The organism is Nonomuraea bangladeshensis, assembly GCF_039529455.1.
Taxonomy (GTDB): domain Bacteria; phylum Actinomycetota; class Actinomycetes; order Streptosporangiales; family Streptosporangiaceae; genus Nonomuraea; species Nonomuraea bangladeshensis.
On record NZ_BAAAMV010000006.1, the window covers coordinates 329877 to 353754 of the forward strand.

Here is a 23878-nt window from a genome sequence, read left to right on the forward strand (position 1 = left end):
GGCCCAGCCTTGAGTCATGATTCTCCGGACCTTACTGGCCAGTGCCCTGGTGCTCGGGGCGCTCGCCGCCCCCGCCTCGGCGTCCCGGCAGCCGTCGGTGACCTGGCACGAGTGCCCCGCGTACTCCGACGACGTCCTGCGCTCGATCGGCGTGCCCGACAAGGAGTTCGCGAAGTTCCGCGCGCTCTACGGCCGCACCGAGTGCGGCACGCTGCCGGTCCCGCAGGACTACGCCGACCCCGGCGGCAAGCAGATCACCATCGCCTTCACCCGGCTGCGGGCGAGCGACCGGGGCCGCCGCCTCGGCAGCCTCGCGGTCAACCCCGGCGGTCCCGGCGGCAGCGGCTACCTGATGCCGATCGACCTGGTCATGGGCGGCATGAAGCTGAACGAGCGCTACGACCTCATCGGCCTCGACCCGCGCGGCACCGGCTACAGCACCAAGGCCGCCTGCCGGCCGCCCGAACAGGGGCCCCCGCCGCCCGGCCCGGTCACCGAGCAGCAGGCCCGCGCGGTCTACGCGGCGACCGTCGCGGCCAACCAGGCGTGCGCGGCCACCGACCCGGGTCTGCTCGGCCAGCTCACTACCGCGAACGCGGCCCGCGACCTCGACCGGCTCCGCGCCGCGCTCGGCGAGCGCACGATCGCCTTCCTCGGGGTGTCGTGGGGCACCTGGTTCGGCGCCGTCTACCGCAGCCTGTTCCCGGACCGGGTGCGGGCCATGTGGCTGGACAGCGTGGCCGTCACGGAGCCGAGGTTGGACGTCTTCACCGAGGTGCGCGCCCGCGCCACCGACCGCGACTTCCGGCGCATGGCCGCCTGGATCGCCGCGCGGGACGACACGTACGGCTTCGGCGACACCAAGGCCGAGGTGATCGAGGCGCTGACCCGGCTGCGCGAGCGCTTCGCCGCCGACCCCGTGACCTTCACCGACATCGACATGACCGTGGACGGCCGGATGATCGCCGAAGCGGCCGGCCAGCCCAGCCCCGCCTGGCGGGACGTGGCGCAGGTGCTCAAGGAGCTGGTCACCGCCACCGGCCCGGACGCCCCGCCCACGCTCAAGCGGCTCGCGGGCGGCGAGCGGCCCGCTCCGCCGGCCGGCGCGCCCGAGCGCGGCAACAAGCCGGCGAACATCGCCTACTTCTGCAACGAGGACTCCGGGCCGCGCACGTTCGAGTCGGCGTGGCGGGCCTACCAGGAGCGGCTGAGGCGGTATCCGGTGACCGGCGAGGCCACGGCGTTCGTGCCGAACTGCGCGGGCTGGCCGCTGCCGGTGCGCGAGGTCCGGCTGCGGGGCGGCGGCGGGCCGCTGATGTTGTCCGGCCACCTGCACGAGAGCCCGTCGCCGTACCAGTGGACGCTCGACATGCGGGCGGCGATCGGCGGGACCGTGGTGACCGTGGACGACGACGTGCACGGCTCGGGGCTGAGGACGCCGGACTGCGTGGCGGCGGTGGTCGCCTTCTTCGAGACCGGCCGGCGGGTGCGTACGTGTGAGGGGGTCCCGCTGCCCTAAAGCGGGTGCCGCACGTTCGAATCCTGCCGGGGGCACTCGCCTAGATCGCCGTGTTCGGCCACTGACCTGCGGTTTCACAGCCGGAGGTCTTTTCGTCGCGGGGCACCCGCACCCCCGCGACGGGCTCAGCCAACCGGGCGATGCCGCCGGCAGGGCGGGTGATCGAGGTGGTGAACCGGTCGCTGCGCACGCGGGGGTGCACCTGATCCTCGTGACGGAGCACCAGCAACTCGAGATCCTTCGACAGGTCAGAGCGAACCAGCGCCGCCGGCAAGCCGAACAAGCACCTCACCAACCGGTAGACCAGCGACAAAAGCCCCGCGACGGTCGCAGCCGCTGCCCCGCTTCATGCAGCGAAAGGTGCAGTCCAGAGCACGATACCGAATTTCCGTGCGGGGACACGGTCCGGAGGAACCGGAAACGGCCGCCTTTTGAAGGCGATAATCTGAGAATCATTCATTTCGTCGGGCGCACCCAAAAGATCTTGGCAAAGCTCGCTTCTCGCGGAAGTCTCCCATTGGCAAGGAGTGGCCGATTGCGGCCACTCGGGGGACTTTCCGTAAGTGCCCTATTTACAACGATTCGCCGACCAGTCACCCTATGGCCGTGGCCACACCTCGCCTCGTTGATCACGGCCGGCGCTGAAAAGTCACCGAGGCTGTCAACCAATGCGACATCGTATTCTGTCGCGCCAGCACGCGGGGAGAGGGAGTTCCGCATGACGTGATCACCGAAATTCCGCACGGCCGGCGATCCCAAATCCGTTATGGCATAACGCCACACAGAAGGAATCACACCGTGAGAATGACGCGACGATTAAAGGCTGCCGCGTGCGTGGCAATGGCCGGTGCAATGCTGGTGGCCGGGGCAGGGACGGCGTCCGCCGAGCCCGGAGTCACCCCGGCGGACGTAACGCTGAACCTGGACCCGGGCGGATCGACGACGATCGCCAAGACCGTCTCTACTCCGGCGATCCCGCCCAAACCGGATATCACCTTCCTGATCGACACGACAGGGAGCATGGGCGGGGTCATCTCGAACGTGCAGACCAATGCGAACGCGATCCTGTCCAACGTAGCTTCGGCGCAGCCGGACGCGCAGTTCGCGGTCGCCGAGTACAAGGACGTGGCGGACGCGACGCCGTTCCGGGTGGCGCAGAACCTCACCGCCAACGACACCGACGTCACCAACGGTCTCAACTCGCTGGTCGCGTCGGGCGGCGGCGACTTCCCCGAGGACGGCATCAATGGCCTGTTCGAGGTCGCGTCCGGGGCTGTCGACTTCAGGCCGAACAGCTCTCGGATCGTGCTGCTGATCGGGGACGCCCCCAGCCATGATCCCAGCAACGGCCATACGCTGGCGGACGCGATCAGCGCCCTGCAGGCAGCCGACATCACCGTGCTCGCGTTCGACCTGGGCGGGATGAACTCGACCGGGCAAGCGACCGCGATCACCAACGCCACGGGTGGACAGCTGTTCTCCGGCATCGACTCCTCGGAGGTCAGCGACACCATCCTGGCGGCCCTGAGCAACCTGCCGGTCACGGTCACCCACGAGTTGCGCGACTGCGACCCGAACCTGTCGGTGTCCCTGACCCCGGACAGCCGGACGGTGACCAGCGGCGATGATGCCGCCTTCGCTGAGACCGTCTCCATCGGCGCCGGAGCCGTACCGGGAAGCACCATCACCTGCAAGGTGGACTTCCTGCTCAACGGCGTCCTGTCACCAGGCTTCACCGAAACGATCACCGAACACGTCCCGAAGGCGACTCCATCGATCGCCACGACGCCATCGGACACGGTGCCCGCGGGCGGAAAGGTCTCCGATACAGCGACCCTGTCCAGCGGATACCACCCGACAGGCACCGTCACGTTCCAGCTGTTCGCGCCTGGTGACACCGACTGTGCGACGCCGATCGAGACTCGTACCGGGACGGTGTCCGGCACCGGCACCGCCACATCCGGCAACGTGACCATCGGCGCGGCCGGCACCTACCGGTGGACCGCCACCTACAGCGGCGACGCCCACAACAACTCCGTCACCTCACCGTGCGGCGACGAAGAAGTCACCGTCACGCCGCAGCAGCTCACCGGACGGGCCTACGGCCTGACCGCCGGCGCCTCTCTGGCCGGCATCCAACTGGTCAACATCGCACCCACCCCCGACACCGGGCACATCACCACCACCTCGACCGAAACCACCTCGGTGCCCTGCACCGCCACCCTCAGCGGACTGATCACCGGGCACGCCCTGTGCGCCCAGGTCGCCACCACCGCATTCCCCGGTAAATCCGTGGCCACCGCCTCCATCGACGACACCACCATCGGGATCACCGGCATTCCCGTGATCACCGTCAAGACCATCAAATCCAGCTCCACCACCACCTGCGCTGGATCCAGCGGAACCACCACGATCGCCTTCCTCAAGGTCGGCAACTCGGTGGTCATCGCAGAACCTACCGAGATCGCACCCAACACCACCGTCAACGTCGGCGTCGTCAAGCTCGTCCTCAACGAGCAGACCCCCTTCACCACCCCCGACACAGGCCTGACCGTCAACGCCGTCCACATCACCGTCAACGCCCTCGGCCTGGCCAAGACCAACGTCGTCCTGGCCTCCTCCGAAAGCGATATCGGCAACTGCCCATAACCAACCCACCTGACCAAACTCGGGACCGGGCGGAACACCACAGCTCCGCCCGGCCTCATTCAGGCTTCGAGGTATTCCGGCCCGGAGCGGGCGCTTCATGTCGGTCTGGATCTCGGCTGCGCTCTGGACCCGGTTGTAAACGCGTACCTCATCGATCAGGCCGCTGTAGAACTCACCCCAGGAAGAATGGCCGCGCTGCCGGGCGAACGCCGACCGCGATCACGTGGGAAGCCGTAGGACCGTCATACGGCCCATCACCGGTGACCACCGCCGAGGCGGAGGTCACCGGCCCTCCCTGCCTCACATCGATGACCAGCGTTGACAATCCCTCCGGTTGGCCGGCGCTCAGGGACATGGGTCCCGGTCCGCTCAGGCGGACCACGCCGCAAGGAGTTCCGCCGGACCGTATGCGGCGTCGAGCCCCGTGCAGTCGGTCCCGCTGCGCGAGGCGGCGACCACCGGGACGGGATCCGACGTGAGCGCGGCGCGGTGCCGGTGCAGCGCCGCGAGATCGTGCCGGTCGAACGGGGCGTTCTCCAGCCACTTCACCGAGCCGACGAAGAGCAACTCCTTGGCGATCGGCCCACGGTCCGCTCCCACGATGTCGATCTCCACATCGTTGGTACGAGTCCAGTAACCACCTATGACAGGGGCGGCGGGAAGGTTCGCGTCGGGCAGCAGCCGTGCCAACGCCTCGCGCACCAGAGGTTCGACGGCCCTGCCGCGCCAGCTGGTCCAGTTCTCGCGGATGCGCCGCAGCGTCAGGTCACCTCGGCCCCGCTCGATCTCTTCCATCGCCGGACCCAGGAGCTTCAGCCAGAAGCGGAGGTAGGAATCCTTGACCCGGTAACGGCGGTCCTTCGAGGGCCGAGTCGAAACAGGAAGCTCTGCCGCGATGACCCGCTTGTCCGTGAGAAGCTCTAGCGCCCGATGGAGCGGGGTCGCCCCGATCCCGCCGGCGGCGCGGGCGATGTTGGTGAAGTTCCGCTCACCGCTGCCGATCGCTGAGAGGACAACGCGGGCCTGCACCTGCTGGGGGAACTCCGCAGCGAGCGAACGCTCCGCCGACACCAGCAGGGCCGAGACCGGATCGCTGAGTGACGCGCGCAGGAACTCCCACATTCCCGCACCGTGCGGCCACTCTGCACAGATCAGGGGCAGTCCACCGGTGATCAATGCCGCGTCGAATGCCTCGGCCGGCTCAAGGCCGAGCATCTCGCCCACCTCCGCCGGGTTGAGGGGACCCAGCACCATCTCCCGACCGCGCTGATGGAACGGGCGTCCGTAGCTGTTGAGCGCCTCCATCATCGACAGGTCGGAGCCGATGAGAACCAGCAAAACCGGCTTGGTCTCCAGCGCTCGGTCCCAGGCTCGCTGAAGCATGCCTTCGAAGGCGCCATCCTCGTCCATCAGATAAGGCACCTCGTCCAGAACCACCACACTCGCCCGGTCCTGCGGTAGTGCCGCCGCCAGTACGTCGAAGGCGGCATCCCAGCTCGCCGGACGGGCGGCGGACAGGAGATTCGCGAACGGAAGAGTGGACGTTTGCGCGTCCCGGCCGAGTCTCTCCAGGTCCGCCTCCGGCGACGCCCCTGTGGCGGCGTAGAAAAGGAAGGGCGCCCCAGACCTCTCGGCGAACCGCTCCACCAACCGCGACTTACCCACCCGGCGTCGGCCTCGTAGCATCAAGCACCGACCGGGCCGCTCCCCACCGACCCCGGCCGTCACCTTGCTCAGCTCGCGATCCAGCGCCTCGAGCTCGCGCCGCCTCCCTACGAAGGTTGCCATCTCACTCCCGGAAAGCTGCTATCCACAAGGTTACTAACATCAAGCTTAGTAACATACATGTTAGCAACAGAGGCGCGAGCGCCAGGCGAGGGACGCAGGCCGGCCCGTTCGGCGACCGTCGCGGTCGCCTTCTGGCCTCCCGGATCACCGGGGGCTCCGGCGTGACCGTCCCGGCGCGGCCATCGGGCACGACGCCGGCCGCGCGATAGCCCACGCCGTTCACCATTGTCCGGGCCTTTTCCGCCGCCCTTGCACGCATTTTCAGATCATGTTAGATGGAGGCGAGCAGAGAGGACCGGGGAACGTGACGCTGATTATCGATCGCGTCTCCGTACGCCAGCGCGGAGAAATCTGGCTCGACGACATCCGGCTGGAAACCGGCACCGGGCTGACGACCCTGATCGGGCCGTTGAACTCGGGGAAGACGACCTTGATGCGGGTCGTCGCGGGATTACAGCCCCCCGATTCCGGCCGGGTCCTGGTCGCCGGAAAGGACGTCACCGCGATTTCCGTCCGGAAGAGATCTATCGCCTTCGTCTATCAGCGGTTCATCAATTATCCGTCGCTCACGATTTACGAGAACATCGCCTCGCCGCTCCGCCTGGACGCGCGTTTCCGCGGCCCCGCGATCGACCGGCGGGTGCGCGAGGTGGCCGACCTCATGGGCCTGGCCGGCCTGCTCGACCGCCGCCCCGCCGAGCTGTCGGGCGGCCAGCAGCAGCGCACCGCCATCGCCCGCGCCCTGGCCCGGCCCGTGGACGTGCTGCTCCTCGACGAACCCCTCGCCAACCTGGACTTCAAGCTGCGCGAGCAGCTCCGCACCGACCTCAAGGCCCGTTTCGCGGGCGCGCCGGGCGTCGTGCTCTACTCCACGGCCGACCCCGCCGAGGCCCTGACGTTCGCCGCGCCCACGGTGGTGCTCGGCGAGGGCCGGGTGCTGGACACCGGCGACGTGGCCGCGATGTACGCCCGCCCGCCCACGCTCGCCGTCGCGGCCACGCTCAGCGACCCCCCGCTCAACCTGCTGCCCGGCGTCCTGCGCGACGGCCGGATCGACTGCCTCGGCGTCTCGTTCCCCGCCCCCGGCGCGACGGCCGCGGAGGGCGGCGTGCTGCTCGGCATCCGCCCCCACCAGGTCACCCTGGCCCCCCGTGGCCCCGGCGCCGCGGAGCTGCCCGCCGAGATCAGGCTGGCCGAGGTGACCGGCAGCGCCACGTTCCTGCACCTGCTGCTGCGCGGCGAGCGGCACCTGGTCGCCCACCTGCCGGGCACGTGGCGGTTCCAGCCGGGCGAGACCACCCGCGCGTACGTGGACCCCGCGCACGTCCTCGTCTTCGACGAGGGCGGCGACCGGCTGCCCCTGGCGGAGGTCGACCTGCATGGCTGACATCCGGCTGGAGGGCGTCGCCCACAGCTACGACGGCGGCCGGACGTGGGCGCTGCGGCCGACCACGTGGACGTGGCGGAGCGGGCGGGCGTACGCGCTGCTCGGCCCCAGCGGCTGCGGCAAGACGACGCTGCTCAACATCATCTCGGGCCTGCTCACGCCCACCGAGGGCCGGGTGCTGTTCGACGGCCGCGACGTCACCGGCGTGCCCACGGCGGGCCGCGACATCGCGCAGGTCTTCCAGTTCCCCGTCCTGTACGAGGAGATGTCCGTCTACGACAACCTCGCCTTCCCGCTGCGCAACCGCCGCCGCCCGAAGCAGGAGGTGGACCGGCGGGTCCGCGAGGTCTCCCGGCTGCTCGGGCTCGACCCCGTGCTCGGCCGCCGCTCGCGCCGCCTCGACCCCGGCCGCCAGCAGATCGTCTGCCTGGGCCGGGGCCTGGTCCGGCACGAGGTGGCGGCGGTGCTGCTGGACGAGCCGCTGACCGTCGTGGACCCGGCGCTGAAGTGGACGCTGCGCAGCAAGCTCAAGGAGATCCACCGCGACACCGGGCACACGCTGATCTACGTCACCCACGACCAGACCGAGGCGCTGACCTTCGCCGACGAGGTCGTCGTGGTCAACGAGGGGGCGATCGTGCAGGCGGGCGAGCCGGCCGAGCTGTTCCTGTCGCCGGCGCACGAGTTCGTCGGGCACTTCATCGGCTCGCCCGGCATGAACATGCTGCCCGCCGAGATCGCGGGCGGCGTGGTACGGGTGGCCGGCGCCGACGCCGGAGCAGCCGTGGCCGACGGCGAGAAGCTGCCGCCCGGCCCGGTACGGATCGGGGTGCGGCCCGAGTTCGTGGAGCTCGGCGCCGCGCCTGGCGTGCCGGCCCGCGTCTCCGGCGTCGATCGCATGGGCGCCTACGACCTGGTCCACGCCCTGGTCGGCGAGCATCCGGTGATCGCCAGGACCGAGGCGGGCACGGCGTACGAGCCGGGCGCGTCCGTGTGCCTGCGCTTCCCGCCGGAGCGCGCGTTCCTCTTCCGCGACCAGGTCAGATGCGGCTCCCTCGGGCCGCTCACCGGAAGGGGGGCGGCGTGACGCACCCCGATCCGCGGCGCCGCGCCAACCGGGCCTGGCTGCTGGTGCTGCCGGTGGTCGTGTCGGTGGCGTTCACGGCGGTCGTCCCGCTGATGACCGTGGTCAACTTCTCCGTCCAGGACGTCTTCAGCCCCGCCGACCGGGTGTTCGTCGGCCTCGACTGGTTCTACGAGGCAGTGCGGCGGCCGGAGAACCGCGAGGCGTTCGTCCGCACGCTGCTGTTCTCCGCCCAGGTGCTGCTGGTGGAGATCCCGCTCGGGGTGGCGATCGCGGTGGCGATGCCGCGCCGCGGGGTCTGGGTGTCGGTGGCGCTGGTGCTGGTGGCGCTGCCGCTGCTCATCCCGTGGAACGTGGTCGGCACGATCTGGCAGATCTTCGCCCGCCCCGACATCGGTCTCGGCGGCTGGACGGTCGCCAACCTGCTCGGCGTGGACTACAACTACACGCTCGACTCCACCGACGCCTGGATCACGATCCTCGTCATGGACGTGTGGCACTGGACGCCGCTCGTCGCGCTGCTGGCCTACGCGGGGCTGCGGTCGATCCCGCAGCCGTACTTCCAGGCCGCGCAGATCGACGGGGCCTCGGCGTGGGCGACGTTCCGCCACATCCAGCTCCCGAGGCTGCGCGGGGTGCTGACGATCGCGATCCTGCTGCGGTTCATGGACAGCTTCATGATCTACACCGAGCCGTTCGTGGTGACCGGCGGCGGGCCGGGCAACGCGACGACGTTCCTCAGCATCCTGCTGTCGAAGATGGCCGTCGGGCAGTTCGACGTGGGGCCGGCGGGGGCGTTCTCGCTGATCTACTTCCTCGTCGTGCAGATCCTCTGCTACGTCTTCTTCACCGCGCTGACCAGGTCGGGGAGGTGAGCGCGATGGCGCGGGCCACCGGCGGGCGGCTCCCCTGGGCGCGCACGGTCTTCTGGCTGTACGTGGCGACGCTCATGCTGCCGCTGCTGTGGATGTTCGGCATGTCGATCCGCCCGAACGACGACATCCTCGGCAGTTTCTCGCTGATCCCGCAGCGGGTGACGTTCGAGAACTACCAGACCTTCTTCGGCGACCCGTCGTGGTATTCGAGCTATCTCAACTCGATCATTTACACCTCGATGAACGCGGTGATGTCGCTGGTCGTGGCGCTGCCGGCGGCGTACGCGTTCTCGCGCTTCCGCTTCGCCGGCGACAAGCACCTGTTCTTCTGGCTGCTGACCAACCGCATGGCGCCGCCCGCCGTGTTCCTGCTGCCGTTCTTCCAGATCTACCAGGCCGTGGGCCTGTTCGACACGCATCTCGGCGTGGCCGTCGCGCACATGCTGTTCAACGTGCCGCTCGCGGTGTGGATCCTGGAGGGCTTCATCTCCGGCATCCCGCGCGAGATCGACGAGACCGCGGCCGTGGACGGCTACTCGCTGCCGCGTTTCTTCGTCCGGATCTTCCTGCCGCTGATCCGCTCGGCCATCGGCGTGACGCTGTTCTTCTGCTTCATGTTCAGCTGGGTCGAGCTGCTGATCGCGCGGACCATCACGTCGGTGGACGCCAAGCCGATCGCCGCGACCATGACGAGGACGGTCAGCGCGGCCGGGGTCGACTGGGGGCTGCTGGCCGCCGCCGGGGTGCTCACGATCGTGCCCGGCGCGGTCGTCATCTGGTTCGTGCGCAACTACATCGCCAAGGGCTTCGCGCTGGGGAGGGTGTAGCCGGATGTTCGAGTGGATGGTGTGGACCCCGCCGACGGCGCTGGTGTTCGCCGGGCTGGCGCTGCTGCTGGTCGTCATGACGGTCTGGGGGCACTTCTCCCCTCCCGTGGCCAGGCGGGGGTTCCTGCGCGTCGAGACCGACCGCGGCGACCGGCTCTACATCGGGCTGATCGGCGCGGCGGTCGTACTGGTCGGCTGGATGGCCGTCACCGACCTGTCCATGTGGCTCGCGCTCGGCTGCGCGGTCCTCGTGGTGGTCGTGATCGGGATATGGGGCTGACAGGAGAGGAGCCCAGCGATGACGCATCGGGCAGGCAGGTCCGTGGCCGCGGCACTGGCCGCGCTGACCCTCGCGGCCACCGCCTGCGCGCAGGGCGCGCAGCGGCCGTCGAGCGACTTCCGTGAGGCCGACGGGAAGGCGGCGGCGCAGCGGTGGGTGGCGCGGGAGTTCACCCCGAGCACGCTGTCGAAGGACCAGCAGCTCGCCGAGATGGACTGGTTCATCAAGGCCGCGGCCCCCTACCGGGGCATGCGGATCAACGTGGTGTCGGAGACGATCACCACCCACGAGTACGAGTCCCAGCAGCTCGCCAAGGCGTTCACCGAGATCACCGGGATCAGGATCAAGCACGACCTGATCCAGGAGGGCGACGTCATCGAGAAGCTCCAGACCCAGATCCAGGGCAACCAGAACATCTACGACGCCTACGTCAACGACTCAGACCTCATCGGCACGCACTCGCGGGGCACGTACGTGCTGCCGCTGTCGGACTACATCGCCGGCGAGGGCAAGGACGTCACCTCGCCCACCCTCGACCTGAACGACTTCATCGGCATCAGCTTCACCACCGGCCCGGACAAGAAGGTCTACCAGCTCCCCGACCAGCAGTTCGCCAACCTCTACTGGTTCCGCTACGACTGGTTCACCGACCCGGCGATCAAGAAGCAGTTCAAGGACCTGTACGGCTACGACCTCGGCGTCCCGGTCAACTGGGCGGCCTACGAGGACATCGCCGACTTCTTCACCAACAAGGTCAACGGCGACGGCACCATCGACGGCAGGAAGGTCTACGGCCACATGGACTACGGCCGCAAGGACCCGTCGCTGGGCTGGCGCTTCACCGACGCCTGGCTGTCGATGGCGGGCAACGGCGACCCCGGCATCCCCAACGGCCTGCCCGTGGACGACTGGGGCATCCGGGTCGAGAACTGCCGCCCGGTCGGCTCGTCCGTCACCCGTGGCGGCGACACCAACGGCCCCGCCTCGGTGTACGCGCTGGTCAAGTACATCGACTGGCTGAAGAAGTACGCGCCCAAGGAGGCCGCGGGCATGAACTTCAGCGAGTCTGGCCCGGTGCCCGCGCAGGGCGCCATCGCGCAGCAGATCTTCTGGTACACCGCGTTCACCGCCGACCTCACCAAGCCCGGCCTGCCGGTGGTCAACGCCGACGGCACGCCGAAGTGGCGGATGGCGCCGAGCCCGCACGGGGCGTACTGGAAGGACGGCCACAAGCTCGGCTACCAGGACGCGGGCGCGTGGACGTTCCTGAAGAACACCCCGAAGGAGCGGCGGGCCGCCGCCTGGCTGTACGCGCAGTTCGTCACGTCCAAGACGGTGTCGCTGAAGAAGACGATCACCGGGCTGACCTTCATCAGGGACTCCGACATCAGGAGCGCGTACTTCGACGACAACGCGAAGAAGTACGGCGGCCTCATCGAGTTCTACCGCTCCCCCGCCCGCAAGCAGTGGACCCCCACCGGGACGAACGTCCCCGACTACCCCAAACTCGCCCAGCTCTGGTGGCAGAACGTGGCCACCGCGGTGACCGGCGAGACCACGCCGCAGCAGTCGATGGACAACCTCGCCAAGCAGCAGGACGAGATCCTGTCCCGGCTGGAGCGGGTCGGCTACGGCGGCGCCTGCGCGCCCAAGCTCAACCCCGAGCAGCCCGCCCAGCAGTGGCTGGACCAGCCGGGCGCGCCGGTGGCGAAGCTGGCCGACGAGCGCGGCAAGCCCGCCACGGTCGACTACGACAAGCTCCTCGCCCAGTGGAAGAGCGGCAACTAGGCGAGGGCGCCGGCCAGCCAGTCGAAGGCCCGCTCCTGCATCGGCACGTCGAAGCTGTGCGGCACGTCGGCGAAGACCGCCTCGTACGCGCCGGGCGCGTCCCGGTAGCGGGCGGTGATCGTCTCGTGGGCGCGGCGCATGCCCGCGGCGGGGAACAGCTCGTCGCGGGTGGCGTACTGGACCATGAGCGGGGCGGGCGCGCGGACGGCCATCAGGTCGGGCCAGTCGGCCAGGCGCGGCAGGCCCGGCGGGTAGAACATCCAGGTGTGCCGGGCCACGTGCCCGTCCAGCAGGTCGCGGTAGCTGCTGGCCATGGCGGCCACCACGACCGCGTCCATGTGCTCGTCGAACGCGCCGAGCAGCCCGGCGCGCAGGCCGCCGCCCGACAGGCCCGCGCAGCCGGTCCTGGACACGTCGGGACGGGAGCGCAGGTACGCCGCGGCGGCCAGGTCCTCGCCGGCGACGACCCCGGTGAACGAGGTGCCGAGCACGGCGCAGTGCTTGGCCACCACGTGCTCGTGGTCGCGGGCCGCGGCGTCGTAGCGGTCGGCCTCGCTCTCCGGCCCCGGCGGGAGGTCGAGCGGGAAGCGGCGGCTGCCCCACACGAACACGTCGTGCGCGAGGACCACGAAACCGCGGCGGGCCAGGGCGTTGGCGAACGCCCGGCCGCCGTAGAGCTCCGCGCGCAGCCGCGCCACCTCCGGGGACGGGCCCTCCGGGGCGTCGGCGATCTTCTCCTTGCCGGCCCACTTCATGCCGGCGTGGCAGTGCAGCGCCACCACGCCGGGGAGCGGGCCGGCCGCGTCCTTGGGCTTGAGCAGGAAGGCGCGGGTGCGCGGGCCGAAGCCGACGGACCAGGACAGCTCCTCGCCGTACAGGTCGCCGTCGGTCCAGGAGCGCTCCACCCGCACGTCATCAGCGTGCAGGTCGAGCACTCCCATCGCGTCCCGCGCCGCGTCCCGCAGTCCCGGACCGGGGTCGGGGTAGAGCCCGAACTGCGCCCCGGCGACCCCGGCCAGCTCCCGGAAGACCGCCCCCTCCACCCCGCTCACCGCGCGGGCCGAGGTCTCAGGGGGAGAGGCGGCGGCACGGGCTGAGGGTTTGGGGGTGGGTGGGTCAGCTGACACGGGTGCCGTGGTCCGACAGCCGGACCGGGGCGCCGGTGCGGGCGGAGACCGTGGCGGCGACGCCGGTCAGCACGCTGCGGATGCCGTCGCGGTAGCCCGCCTGGCGGGCCAGCGGGTCGTTGTCCGGCCCGCGGAAGACGTCGTTCAGCAGCAGCCGGTCGCCTCCCCCGTGGCCGCCCGCCCCGCTCTCGATCGGGATCTCCTCCGGCTCGCTCCAGTGCCGCCGCAGCAGCAGCCGCTCCGACGAGCCGGTGGCGTGCTCCTTGGCGGCCGCGCTCGGGTCGATGGCCGCGTGCGGCGGTGTCCACTCCCGCTCGACGACGTCCAGCTCCAGCCGCCCGGCGGTGCCGTTGAAGGCGACCCGGTAGCCTTCCCACGGAGCGTGGGCGTGCAGCGAGTAGGTGAGGACCGCCCGGTTGGTGTAGCGCACCAGCACCGACATGTTGTCGTCGATGTCGATGCCCTCGCCGAAGACGTCCTGGTCACGGACGTAGCCGTCCTCGTGCTCGGCGTCCAGATAGAGGCGCTTGAGCCGGTGGTCGGCGGAGATGTCCAGGATGAACGGGTCCGAGCCCAGCCCCGGAGCGCCCTGCCCTCGCGCGGGACGCTCCCCGAGGCCGCGCTTCCTGGCGTTGTCCGCGCCGTAGAACCGCAGGTCGGTCTGGGCGAAGACGAGCTCGGGCGCGGCGTCGAGCCACCAGTTGACCAGGTCGAAGTGGTGGGTCGACTTGTGCACGAGCAGCCCGCCCGAGCTGGCCCGCTGCCGGTGCCAGCGGCGGAAGTAGTCGGCGCCGTGGATGGTGTCCAGCGTCCACTCGAAGTGCACGGAGGTCACCTCGCCGATCGCGCCCTCCATGAGCAGCCGGCGCACCGCGGAGTTGCGCGGCGAGTAGCGGTAGTTGAAGGTGACGATCAGCTTGCCGCTGCTGCGCTCGGCGGCGGCGGCGATGGCCGCGCAGCCCTCGGCGTCCACGGTGAGCGGCTTCTCGACGATGACGTCCCGACCGGCGTCGAGCGCCGCGCACACGTAGCGGGCGTGCGTGGCGTCGACGGTCGTGACGATGACCGCGTCGGCGAGCTCGAGCACCTTGTCGAACTCATCGGGCGCGAAGCACGGCACCTCCTGGCCGATCCGCTCGACGTAGTAGTCCATGCGGGTCCGGTTGAGGTCGCACAGGGCGACGATGGTGCCGGCGTCACGCCACTCTCCGAGCAGCGCGTCGACGTACATCTGCGCGCGGTGCCCGAGCCCGACGAACGCGTACCTCATGTCTCTCCTTAGCCGGCGATGGAGGCGTTCGCCTCCGTGATGAACTTCTGGGCGGCGTCGTCAGGCGTCATCCGGCCGAACATGACCTCCTCGGAGTACCGGGTGAGGATGTCCTCCATGGCGCTCGCGCCCTTCGGCGGGGCGGCCGGCGGGTCGGACATCTCGCCGCGGGTCTTGTCGAGGAAGTCGAGCGTCTTCTTGTCGGCCTCGGGCAGCTTGTCGCGGACCGCCGCCAGCACCTTGGAGCTGGCGGGCAGGCCGCGGTCGCTGAGGATGATCTGACCCGCCTCGGGGTCGTTGACCATGAAGTCGATGAACTTGGCCGCCTCGGCCGCGTGCGCGGACTTGGAGGAGGCGGTGTAGAACATGGCGGGCTGCAGGAACATGCCGCCCGTCGTCGCGCCCTGGACCTTCGGCATGCGCAGCAGCTCCAGGTTCTGGCCGGACGCCTTCGCGGCCGCGCCGAGCTGGTTGCTCCACCACATGCCCATCGCGCCGCTGTTGGTGCCGAGCAGCGACTGGTCGATGCTGGTGGCGCCGATCTCGGAGCTCTTGGCGGCGTCGGGGGCGCCCTTGGTCTTGATGAGGTTCTGCATGATGCCCCACCAGTCCTTGATGGTCTGGGGGCTCAGGCCGAGCTTGTTGCCGTTGTAGAAGGGCTCGCCCTTCTGGGCGGCGTAGATCTGGAGGTAGGCCGGGTTCCAGCTGAGCTGGGTGCCGATCTGCTTGCCGCCGCTCCCCGAGGTGATCTTCGAGGCGAACTGCACGAAGTCGTCCCAGGTCCACGAGGTGTCGTCGGGCAGCTTGGCGCCGCTGCTCTCGACCGCGGCCGGATTGACGATCAGCGAGAACGCGTTCACTCCCGTGGGGATGGCGAACTGCTTGCCGTCGATCGCGCCGGTGGACAGGACCTTGGCGTCGATGTCGGCCGTGTTGACCTTGCTGGCCAGGTCGGCCAGCGTGCCGCGGTCGGCGTACTCGCGCAGGCCGCGGATCTCCAGGGTGATCACGTCCGGGGCGTCGTTGCCGGCGACCTTCGTGGACAGCGTCTCGTAGTAGCTGGCGAAGTCGGAGAACTCGCCCTCGACGTCGATGTTGGGGTTCTTGGCCTCGAACTTCTTGATGGCCTCTTCGGTCATCTTCTGCCGAGCGTCGCTGCCCCAGTAGGAGAAGCGCAGCTTGATCTTGCCGTCGGCGGTCTCGCCGCCGCTGCCGCCACTGCCGCACGCCGCGGTGACCGCCAGCACGGCGGTGGCCAGCAGCGCCGCCGACCACATCTTCTTGCCAGAGCTCACGGCTCTACCTCCTAGGGGGTGTTCGGTTGGGGGGTGGGGAGGAAAGGACTACTTCAGGCCGGTGGTGGCCACGCCGCGGATCAGGTACTTCTGGCCGACCAGGAAGAAACCGAAGATCGGCCCCAGCGCGAGGATCGACATGGCGAACATCGGCCCCCAGGACGAGTCGCTGCTGGCGTCCAGGAACGTACGCAGCGCCACCGGAACGGTGAAGTTGTCCGGATTGTTGAGGTAAAGAAGCTGGCTGAGGAAGTCGTTCCACGTCCAGATGAACGTGAAGATCGCGGTCGTGGCCAGGGCCGGCAGGCAGAGCGGCATGACGACCCTGAGATAGATCCGCCAGTATCCCGCCCCATCGATCTCGGCCGCCTCGTCCAGTTCTCTGGGCAGTGTACGGATGAACTGCACCATCAGGAAGACGAAGAACGCGTCCGTCGCCAGCACCTTCGGCATCACCAGCGGCCAGATGGTGTTGATCAGGTCGAGCTCGGAGAACATGATGTACTGCGGCACGATGACCACGTGGTGCGGCAGCATGATCGTGCCCAGCATGAGGGCGAACCAGAGCTTCTTCAGCGGGAAGTTCAGCCGGGCGAAGGCGTACGCGGCCAGCGAGCAGGCCACCAGGTTCGCCACCACCGACAGCGCGGTGATCACGGCCGAGTTCCACAGGTAGTAGCCGAAGGGGTGCTTGAGCGCGTACCAGCCCTCGGTGTAGTTCTCCAGCGTGACCGTGCTGGGCAGCAGGCCGGGCTCCCGGAAGATCAGCTCCTCCGGCTTGAGCGAGCTGGAGATCATCCAGAGCAGCGGGTACAACATGACCAGGCCGAAGCCGATCAGCAGCACGTGCTTGACCAGCGGTCCGCCCTTGAGCGGGCGGAACAGGACCGGGACCGGCCGCCTACTTGTCGTCGCCATAGAAGACCCAATACTTGGAAGCGAGGAAGTTCACCCCGGTGAGGGCCGCGATGATGAGCAGCAGGACCCACGCCATAGCGGCGGCGTAGCCCATGTCGTAGCTCTTGAAGCCCTTGAGGTAGAGGTAGAGGGTGTAGAACAGCGTCGAGTCGGCCGGGCCGCCCTTGCCGTTGCTCACGATGAAGGCCTGCGTGAACGACTGGAACGACTTGATGATCTCCAGCACGAGGTTGAAGAAGATGATCGGCGTCAGCAGCGGCATCGTGATCGACTTGAACTGGCGGAACACGCCCGCGCCGTCGACCGACGCCGCCTCGTAGTAGCTCGACGGGATCTGGCGCAGGCCGGCCAGGAAGATGATCATCGGGGCGCCGAACGTCCAGACGTGCAGGAGGATCAGCGTGCCGAGGGCGGTGTCGGGGTCGCCCACCCAGCCCTGGCCCTCGATGCCGAAGATCCCGAGCACCGCGTTGACCAGGCCGTCCGCGCCGAACACCTTCCGCCACAGGATGGCGATGGCGACGCTGCCGCCCAGCAGGGAGGGCAGGTAGAAGATCGAGCGGTAGAACGACAGGCCGCGCAGTCCGCGGTCGAGCACCAGTGCCAGTGCGAGGGCGAAGGCCAACTGCAGCGGGACCGAGACGACGACGTAGATGGTGGTCACCTTGAGCGAGGCGATGAACCTCGGGTCCTCGGTGAACATCCTGACGTAGTTGTCCAGCCCGATCCACTTGGCCTCCTGGAGGAGGCTGTAGTCGGTGAAGGAGAGGTAGAGAGAGGCGAAGATCGGACCGATCGTGATGACGAGCAGGCCGACGAACCAGGGCGCCAGGAAGAGGTAGGCGGCCCGCGCCTCGCGGCGGGAACGTTGGGTGGAGCGGTGACCGCCCTGCGCGGGTGGACTCGCCGCCTTCCGGGGCTTCACCGCCACCGAGTCAGCCATGACGGAACTCATTCGTCATCACGGACCTTCCGGCGAAATGTGAATGGATAGCGCTTTCCTATAGCTGCCGGGAAAGTTACGTCAACCCTTTGCAGGCGTTACATAGCCGTTACCGATATATCGCCACGGCGTTTCCCCTGGTGACACGGGTGCCCTCCGGAGAAGTCAGACGAATTTACTTCTGGGTTAGTACAACCGGTTGCAGCAGGCACGCTATCGTGGCGCTGCCGTCGAGTCCCTGACGACCAGCCTGGTCTCCAGCGACGTCGTGGCGGCCACCTCCTGGATGAGCAGGTCGACCGCCAACCGTCCTGCGGCTGCCGTCGGCATCGCCACGGTGGTGAGCTTGGGCCGATTGAGCCGTCCTGGAACGATATCGTCGATTCCCACCACGGAGACGTCCGCCGGCACCTCCAGCCCGAGATCGCCGAGCCCCTCGATCAGCCCGATGGCCACGAGGTCGTTGTAGGCGAGCACGCCGGTCACCCCCGACTCGCGCACCCGCTCGGCGGCGCCGAAGCCGCCCCGCTCGGTCGGCGCGTTCGGCCCGATGACCACCAGCTCGACGCCGCGCACCTGCTCGGCGGCGGTGCGGATCTCGTCGCTCGTCCACGAGCCGGCCGGCCCCGTCACCAGGGCCACGCGGCGGTGCCCGAGCCCGGCCAGGTGCTCGACCGCGAGCCTCGCCCCGTGCCCGACGTCCATCAGCACGGTGGCCGCGCCGCGCAGCCGCCGGTTGATCACCACGAACGGCACCCGCTCGGCCAGCCGCTCCAGCACCTTGTTGGACGAGCGCGGGCTGCACAGCACCACGCCGTCCACCTGTTTGGAGAACGCCTGGATCAGCTCCTCCTCGGCGGCCGGCTCCTCGTCGGTGTCGGCCACGAACAGGTGGTAGTCGCGCTGCCTGGCGGCCGCGTGCGCCGCCTTGATCAACGGGGGGAAGAACGGGTTGGCGATGTCGGCCACGATGAGCCCGAGGTTGTGCGTACGCCCGGTCGTGAGCGCCCGCGCCGCCCGGTTGGGGCGGTATCCCAGCTCCTCGGCCACCGTCAGCACCCTGCTACGGGTGGCGGCGTTGACCATGTGGGGCGCGGAGAACGTCCGCGACACCGTGGACACATGCACGCCGGACGCCCGGGCCACATCACGAATCGTCACTGTCACAAAGGCTCACCCTAACGCAACCGCTTGCAGAACCCATGGGTACGCTGAAAGCGCTTGCCGGTCCACCCCATGCCCGGGTCGGCCGGAAACCCCCTGGTAGCACCAGCGCCACGAAATCCCCTCTTGACGCCCCGGCCCTGGGGACACAAAGGTTTAGTGCAACTGTTTGCAGTCTTGAAGGAGCCCCTCACGGTGAGCAGAGTCCTCGTCACCGGAAGCGCAGGACGCCTCGGCCGCAGTGTGGTCGCCACGCTGGCGGCGGCCGGGCACGAGGTCATCGGCGTCGACAGCGCCCCCGGGACACCGGCGGAGGCCGCGGCCGTCTTACCGGCCGACCTCACTGACACGGGAGAGGCGTTCGAGGTCGTCGCGCGTTTCCGCCCCCAGTCGGTGATCCACCTCGCGGCCATCGCCACGCCGTTCAGCCGCCCCGAGTCGGTGATCTTCAAGGTCAACACGCAGCTCGCGTTCAACGTGTGCGAGGCCGCGGTGACGCTCGGCGTGCGGAACGTGGTGATCGCCAGCAGCCCCACGGTGATCGGCTACGGGGCGCCGCGCGGATGGGCGCCGGCGTACCTGCCGATCGACGAGGAGCACCCGGTGCGGCCCTGGAACGCGTACAACCTGTCCAAGGTGGCCGCCGAGCAGACCATGAAGACGTTCGCCGAGGCCGGCACCACGCACTTCGCCGCCATCAGGCCGTGCTTCGTCATCGCCCCCGAGGAGTGGGCCGGCGCCCCCACGCAGTCGGGCCACACGCTCACCGAGCGGCTGGACCGGCCCGAGCTGGGCGGGGTGTCGCTGTTCAACTACGTGGACGCCCGCGACGCCGCCGAGTTCACCGGCGTGCTCATCGAGGCGCTGCCCGAGCTGCCGAACGGCGAGGTGTTCTTCGTCGGCGCCGCCGACGCCCTCGCCAGGGAGCCGCTGGCCGAGCTGCTTCCCCAGGTGGTGCCGGGCACCGAACCGTACGCGGCGGGGCTCACCGGCTCCTCCCCCGCTTTCTCGACCACCAAGGCAGAGCGTCTGCTCGGCTGGCAGGCCAAGCGGAGCTGGCGAACCGAGCTCAAGGAAGACTCAGAATGAATCTCAGCGGTGTGCTGTTCTTCCCCGTCACCCCCTTCGACGCCGAGGGCGGGCTCGCCGAGGAGGTGCTGGCCGAGCACATCAGGCAGGGCCTGGAGCACGGGCCGGGCGGCGTGTTCGCCGCCTGCGGCACCGGCGAGTTCTCCGCGCTCTCCGAGGCCGAGCACGAGCGCGTGATCCGGGTGGCGGCCGACGTGGTGCGCGGGCGGGTGCCGCTGTTCGCGGGCGCGGGCGGGCCGCTCGGCGCGGCGCTCAGCCAGGCGCGGGCCGCGCGGGCGGCCGGGGCCGACGGGCTGCTGCTCATGCCCCCCTACCTGGCGCAGGGGCCGGGGCACGGCTTCCGCGCGTACGTCGAGGCGGTCGCGGCCGAGCTGCCGGTGATCGTCTACCAGCGCGGCTCGGTGGTGCTGGAGCCGGAGGCCGTGGTCGAGCTGGCCGGCGTCCCCGGCGTGATCGGGCTCAAGGACGGGCTCGGCGACATCGACCGCATGCAGCGGACCGTGCTCGCGGTGCGCGAGACGTACCCGGACTTCCTGTTCTTCAACGGGCTGCCGACCGCCGAGCTGACCATGCCCGCCTACCGGGGCATCGGCGTGGAGCTCTACTCCAGCGCGGTGTTCGCGTTCGCGCCGGAGATCGCGAAGGCGTACCTGAACGGCGACGAGCGGCTGCTCACCGAGTTCTACGCCCCCCTCGTCCGGCTGCGCGGCAAGGTCCCCGGCTACGCGGTCGCCCTGGTCAAGGCCGGCGTACGGCTGCGCGGCCTGGACGCGGGCCCGGTCCGCCCGCCGCTCGTGGACGTCACCGAGGAGCACCTGGCGGAGCTGGAGGCGCTGATCAAGAGCGGCCTGGAGCTGGCGGCGTCATGACGGTCGCCGACCTGCGCACCGAGCTGCGCACCGCCCCGCTCCCCCGCCCGTGGGGCGCCGACGTGCCGGCCAACCACGTGATCGTCACCCACGTCACGCTCAAGGACGGCCGCACCGGCACCGGGTTCGCGTGGACGCCGCAGATCGGCGCGCACGCCGTACGGGCGCTGCTCGACCACGACCTGCGCGAGGCGCTGATCGGCCTGCCCCCGCACCCGGAGGTGGTGTGGGACCGGCTCTGGCGGCACACGAGGGAGGCCGGACCCGGCGGGATCACCACGATCGCGCTGGCCGGGATCGACCTCGCCCTGTGGGACCTGCGCTGCGGCGAGGCCGCCCTGCCCGACGTGCTCGGCCGGCGGCGCGACGAGGTGCCGGTCTACGGCAGCGGCGTCAACCTGCACTACTCGCTGGAGGAGCTGGTCGAGCAGGCCCGCCGCTGGACGGCCGCCGGGCTCCGGGGCGTCAAGATCAAGGTGGGCCGGCCCGACCTGGCCGAGGACGTCGCCAGGGTCGCCGCCGTCCGCGAGGTCATCGGCCCCGACCGGCTGCTGATGATCGACGCCAACCAGCGCTGGGACCTGCACCGCGCCCGGCGGGCCATCGCCGCGCTGCGGGAGTTCGGCCTGCACTGGATCGAGGAGCCGCTGCCCGCCGACGACGTGGCCGCGCACGTGGAGCTGCGCCGCTCCATCGACGTGCCGATCGCCGTCGGCGAGAACGTCTACACCACCTACGGCTTCCGCGACCTGCTCGCCGCCGGGGCCTGCGACGTCGTGCAGCCGAACGTGGTCAGGGTCGGCGGCATCACGCCGTTCCTGCGGATCGCCGAGCTGGCGAGGACGTACGACGTGCCGGTCTACCCGCACCTGCTGAGCGAGCTGTCCGGGCAGCTCGCGCTGGCCCTGCCGCTGCCGGCCATGGCCGAGGACGTGGAGGACGCCTCCTTCGCGGCGCTCGGGCTGCTGCGGGAGCCGTACCCGGTGGAGGTGTCCGGTGGAATGCTGCGCGCCGGCGGGCACGCCGGACTCGGACTGAGGTGGACGTGATGGAGAAGGTCGTTCTCGCCGGGGCCAACGGGCACGGCCGGCACCACCTGGGCAACCTGCGCGCCCTGGCCGCCCAGGGGCTGGTCGAGCTGGTCGGGATCTGCGACGTGCGGCCGGTCGAGGTCGACTTCGGCACGCCGCTGCAGTCGCCCGACCTGGGCGAGCTGATCGAGAAGACCGGCGCGGAGTTCACCATCATCTGCACGCCGATCCACACGCACGCCGACCTCGCGGTGACCGCGCTCCGCGCCGGCTCCCACGTGCTGCTGGAGAAGCCCCCGGCACCGAGCCCGGAGGAGCACCGGCGGATCGCGGCGGCGGTCGAGGAGACCGGGCGGGCGCTCCAGGTCGGCTTCCAGTCGCTCGGCTCGGCGGCCGTCCCCGCGCTGCGCGAGCTGATCGCGAGCGGCGCGCTCGGCACCGTGCGCGGCATCGGCGGCGCGGGCGCGTGGGAGCGGCCGGCGGCCTACTTCACCCGCTCGGCCTGGGCCGGCAAGCGCCGGCTGAACGGCGTGGACGTCGTGGACGGCGCGCTCACCAACCCGTTCGCGCACGCCGTCGCCACCGCGCTGGCGCTCACCGACAGCGGCGTGGCCGGCATCGAGACCGAGCTCTACCACGCCAACCCGATCGAGTCGGACGACACCTCCTGTGTACGGATCCGGCTCGACGACGGGCTGACGATCACGATCGCGGTGTCGCTGTGCGCGGCCGAGCGGCACGAGCCGTACCTCGTCGTGCACGGCGACCGGGGCCGCGCCACGCTCGTCTACACCCAGGACCAGCTCCGGGTCGAGCACGCCGACGGCTCGGTCACCACCACCGTCCACGAGCGCGCCGGCCTGCTGGAGAACCTGATCGACCACGTCAGGACGGGCGCCGAGCTGCTGGTGCCGCTGGCCCGCACCGAGGCGTTCACCCAGGTCCTGGACGCCGTGCGGCGGGCCCCCGAGCCGCTGCCGATCCCCGAGCGGCACCAGGTGGCCGAGCGGGACGCGGCGGGCGAGGTCGTCCGCAGGCTGCTGCCCGGCATCGCCGAGCTGACCGCCCGCAGCGCGGACGAGCTGGCGCTCTACTCCGAGCTGGACGCGCCGTGGTCGCGGGTGAACCTGCTGGTCGATGGCGCGGAGGTGGCCGCGTACGAGATCCGGCCCGACCTGCCCGTCACCGACTCGCCCCGGCCCTACCTGCACCGGGTGCGCACGCTCGGCGGCGTCGAGGTCACCGAGGTGCGGCCCGAGGACCACGTGCACCACCTGGGCGCGGGCGTGGCGATCTCGGACCTCGGCGGGGTGAACTTCTGGGGCGGGCGGACGTACGTCAAGGACCAGGGGCCGACCTGGCTCGACGACCACGGCACGCAGCGGCACCGGGCCTTCACCCGGCTCGCCGACGACGGCTTCACGGAGGAGCTGGAGTGGGCGGGCCCGGACGGGCGGGTCGTGGCGCGCGAGGAGCGCGTCGTCGCCGCCCGGCCGCTGGGGGACGGCGCGTGGGCGCTGGACTTCGCGTTCACGCTGACGAACCTCACCGGGGCGCCCGTCGAGGTCAACAGCTCGGCCACCAAGGGGCGCGCGGGGGCGGGGTACGGCGGCTTCTTCTGGCGCGCGCCCGGCACGTCCACGGACCGGGCGACGCTCCCGGGCGGCGAGGAGGCCGTGCACGGGAGCCGGGACAGGTGGGTGGCGCTGTCCGGCACCGACCCGGACGGGCGGGACTGGACGCTGGTGTTCGTCCAGGACGACGGGGACGCCTGGTTCGTGCGCAACACGGAGTATCCGGGGGTGGGACAGGCGCTGGCCTGGGACCGGCCGCTGGTCGTCGAGGAACGGCTGAGCCGTAGGGTCGTCACGATCGTCGCCGACGGCCGCCTGACCGCCGACCAGGCCGCAGCCCTCGCCGCCCAGGTCTGACCCACGCCCCTCGCCGTCCGTCGACCCCGGCGCTCACCGCCCTT

20 protein-coding genes are annotated in these 23878 nt (G+C 70.1%); 12 read left to right on the forward strand and 8 right to left on the reverse strand.

Translation table 11 applies throughout. From position 1 onward, the window contains the following. Positions 1-16: 16 nt before the first annotated feature. Complete coding sequence (locus tag ABD292_RS21080; RefSeq protein ID WP_344209720.1) at positions 17-1519, forward strand: alpha/beta fold hydrolase; 1503 nt, start codon at positions 17-19, stop codon at positions 1517-1519. A 40-nt stretch (positions 1520-1559) separates the two neighbouring features. Here the strand turns inward: ABD292_RS21080 and ABD292_RS21085 are convergent, their stop codons facing one another. After that, the gene (locus tag ABD292_RS21085) at positions 1560-1802 is read right to left on the reverse strand and encodes a hypothetical protein (protein WP_344209723.1); all 243 of its coding nucleotides are present in this window, start codon (positions 1800-1802) and stop codon (positions 1560-1562) included. A 521-nt stretch (positions 1803-2323) separates the two neighbouring features. Between ABD292_RS21085 and ABD292_RS21090 the strand changes: the two genes are divergently transcribed. Beyond that, complete coding sequence (locus tag ABD292_RS21090) at positions 2324-4168, forward strand: choice-of-anchor P family protein (RefSeq protein WP_344210460.1); 1845 nt, start codon at positions 2324-2326, stop codon at positions 4166-4168. A 369-nt stretch (positions 4169-4537) separates the two neighbouring features. On the opposite strand, the gene ABD292_RS21095 is transcribed toward ABD292_RS21090, so the two are convergent. Continuing rightward, entirely contained in the window at positions 4538-5815 is a 1278-nt protein-coding gene (locus ABD292_RS21095) for an ATP-binding protein (RefSeq protein ID WP_344209725.1), read from the reverse strand. 445 nt (positions 5816-6260) lie between these two features. On the opposite strand from ABD292_RS21095, the gene ABD292_RS21100 reads away from it, so the two are divergent. The 6 genes from ABD292_RS21100 to ABD292_RS21125 are packed head-to-tail and all read left to right on the forward strand — an operon-like array spanning position 6261 to position 12197. After that, the gene (locus ABD292_RS21100) at positions 6261-7343 is read left to right on the forward strand and encodes an ABC transporter ATP-binding protein (protein WP_344209727.1); all 1083 of its coding nucleotides are present in this window, start codon (positions 6261-6263) and stop codon (positions 7341-7343) included. Then, positions 7336-8430, forward strand: a complete 1095-nt coding sequence (locus tag ABD292_RS21105; RefSeq protein WP_344209729.1) for an ABC transporter ATP-binding protein — start codon at positions 7336-7338, stop codon at positions 8428-8430. The genes ABD292_RS21100 and ABD292_RS21105 overlap by 8 nt, the downstream gene beginning before the upstream one ends. Then, positions 8427-9302 carry a carbohydrate ABC transporter permease gene (locus tag ABD292_RS21110; RefSeq protein ID WP_344209731.1) on the forward strand — a complete coding sequence of 292 codons (876 nt, stop codon included), beginning with the start codon at positions 8427-8429 and terminating at the stop codon, positions 9300-9302. The genes ABD292_RS21105 and ABD292_RS21110 overlap by 4 nt, the downstream gene beginning before the upstream one ends. A gap of 5 nt (positions 9303-9307) precedes the next feature. Continuing rightward, a complete protein-coding gene (locus ABD292_RS21115; protein WP_344209733.1) occupies positions 9308-10129 on the forward strand; it encodes a carbohydrate ABC transporter permease in 822 nt (273 codons plus the stop codon). 4 nt (positions 10130-10133) lie between these two features. After that, positions 10134-10409: a DUF2160 domain-containing protein gene (locus ABD292_RS21120; RefSeq protein ID WP_344209735.1), complete on the forward strand. Its 276-nt coding sequence runs from the start codon at positions 10134-10136 to the stop codon at positions 10407-10409. An 18-nt stretch (positions 10410-10427) separates the two neighbouring features. Then, a complete protein-coding gene (locus ABD292_RS21125) occupies positions 10428-12197 on the forward strand; it encodes an ABC transporter substrate-binding protein (RefSeq protein ID WP_344209738.1) in 1770 nt (589 codons plus the stop codon). On the opposite strand, the gene ABD292_RS21130 is transcribed toward ABD292_RS21125, so the two are convergent. The 6 genes from ABD292_RS21130 to ABD292_RS21155 all read right to left on the reverse strand — a co-directional run bounded on the left by ABD292_RS21130 (position 12194) and on the right by ABD292_RS21155 (position 18917). After that, a complete protein-coding gene (locus ABD292_RS21130) occupies positions 12194-13249 on the reverse strand; it encodes a dienelactone hydrolase family protein (RefSeq protein WP_344209740.1) in 1056 nt (351 codons plus the stop codon). The genes ABD292_RS21125 and ABD292_RS21130 overlap by 4 nt on opposite strands. 64 nt (positions 13250-13313) lie before the next feature. After that, the gene (locus ABD292_RS21135; RefSeq protein ID WP_344209742.1) at positions 13314-14594 is read right to left on the reverse strand and encodes a Gfo/Idh/MocA family protein; all 1281 of its coding nucleotides are present in this window, start codon (positions 14592-14594) and stop codon (positions 13314-13316) included. A gap of 8 nt (positions 14595-14602) precedes the next feature. Then, positions 14603-15889 (reverse strand): ABC transporter substrate-binding protein, encoded by a 1287-nt coding sequence (locus tag ABD292_RS21140; protein ID WP_344209744.1) that lies wholly within the window; start codon positions 15887-15889, stop codon positions 14603-14605. 48 nt (positions 15890-15937) lie between these two features. Continuing rightward, positions 15938-16807, reverse strand: a complete 870-nt coding sequence (locus ABD292_RS21145; protein ID WP_344209746.1) for a carbohydrate ABC transporter permease — start codon at positions 16805-16807, stop codon at positions 15938-15940. Next, complete coding sequence (locus ABD292_RS21150) at positions 16791-17750, reverse strand: carbohydrate ABC transporter permease (RefSeq protein WP_344209748.1); 960 nt, start codon at positions 17748-17750, stop codon at positions 16791-16793. Before ABD292_RS21150 ends, ABD292_RS21145 begins: the two co-directional genes overlap by 17 nt. A gap of 213 nt (positions 17751-17963) precedes the next feature. Then, positions 17964-18917 carry a LacI family DNA-binding transcriptional regulator gene (locus ABD292_RS21155; protein WP_344209750.1) on the reverse strand — a complete coding sequence of 318 codons (954 nt, stop codon included), beginning with the start codon at positions 18915-18917 and terminating at the stop codon, positions 17964-17966. 192 nt (positions 18918-19109) lie between these two features. Here ABD292_RS21155 and ABD292_RS21160 point away from each other — a divergent pair, with 192 nt between their 5' ends. The 4 genes from ABD292_RS21160 to ABD292_RS21175 are packed head-to-tail and all read left to right on the forward strand — an operon-like array spanning position 19110 to position 23834. After that, positions 19110-20003 (forward strand): NAD-dependent epimerase/dehydratase family protein, encoded by an 894-nt coding sequence (locus ABD292_RS21160; protein WP_344209752.1) that lies wholly within the window; start codon positions 19110-19112, stop codon positions 20001-20003. After that, a complete protein-coding gene (locus tag ABD292_RS21165) occupies positions 20000-20872 on the forward strand; it encodes a 5-dehydro-4-deoxyglucarate dehydratase (protein ID WP_344209754.1) in 873 nt (290 codons plus the stop codon). Before ABD292_RS21160 ends, ABD292_RS21165 begins: the two co-directional genes overlap by 4 nt. Continuing rightward, entirely contained in the window at positions 20869-21921 is a 1053-nt protein-coding gene (locus tag ABD292_RS21170; RefSeq protein WP_344209756.1) for a mandelate racemase/muconate lactonizing enzyme family protein, read from the forward strand. Before ABD292_RS21165 ends, ABD292_RS21170 begins: the two co-directional genes overlap by 4 nt. Then, positions 21921-23834 carry a DUF6807 family protein gene (locus tag ABD292_RS21175; protein ID WP_344209758.1) on the forward strand — a complete coding sequence of 638 codons (1914 nt, stop codon included), beginning with the start codon at positions 21921-21923 and terminating at the stop codon, positions 23832-23834. Before ABD292_RS21170 ends, ABD292_RS21175 begins: the two co-directional genes overlap by 1 nt. Positions 23835-23878 lie beyond the last annotated feature (44 nt).

Excerpts from the sequence above, each read along its gene's own strand:
- ABD292_RS21175 (WP_344209758.1), top strand. The coding sequence starts at position 21,921 with ATGGAGAAGGTCGTTCTCGCCGGGGCCAACGGGCACGGCCGGCACCAC.
- ABD292_RS21170 (WP_344209756.1), top strand. The coding sequence starts at position 20,869 with ATGACGGTCGCCGACCTGCGCACCGAGCTGCGCACCGCCCCGCTCCCC.
- ABD292_RS21105 (WP_344209729.1), top strand. The coding sequence starts at position 7,336 with ATGGCTGACATCCGGCTGGAGGGCGTCGCCCACAGCTACGACGGCGGC.
- ABD292_RS21125 (WP_344209738.1), top strand. The coding sequence starts at position 10,428 with ATGACGCATCGGGCAGGCAGGTCCGTGGCCGCGGCACTGGCCGCGCTG.
- ABD292_RS21145 (WP_344209746.1), bottom strand. The coding sequence starts at position 16,807 with ATGGCGACGACAAGTAGGCGGCCGGTCCCGGTCCTGTTCCGCCCGCTC.
- ABD292_RS21135 (WP_344209742.1), bottom strand. The coding sequence starts at position 14,594 with ATGAGGTACGCGTTCGTCGGGCTCGGGCACCGCGCGCAGATGTACGTC.
- ABD292_RS21150 (WP_344209748.1), bottom strand. The coding sequence starts at position 17,750 with ATGGCTGACTCGGTGGCGGTGAAGCCCCGGAAGGCGGCGAGTCCACCC.
- ABD292_RS21090 (WP_344210460.1), top strand. The coding sequence starts at position 2,324 with ATGACGCGACGATTAAAGGCTGCCGCGTGCGTGGCAATGGCCGGTGCA.
- ABD292_RS21080 (WP_344209720.1), top strand. The coding sequence starts at position 17 with ATGATTCTCCGGACCTTACTGGCCAGTGCCCTGGTGCTCGGGGCGCTC.
- ABD292_RS21115 (WP_344209733.1), top strand. The coding sequence starts at position 9,308 with ATGGCGCGGGCCACCGGCGGGCGGCTCCCCTGGGCGCGCACGGTCTTC.
- ABD292_RS21165 (WP_344209754.1), top strand. The coding sequence starts at position 20,000 with ATGAATCTCAGCGGTGTGCTGTTCTTCCCCGTCACCCCCTTCGACGCC.
- ABD292_RS21120 (WP_344209735.1), top strand. The coding sequence starts at position 10,134 with ATGTTCGAGTGGATGGTGTGGACCCCGCCGACGGCGCTGGTGTTCGCC.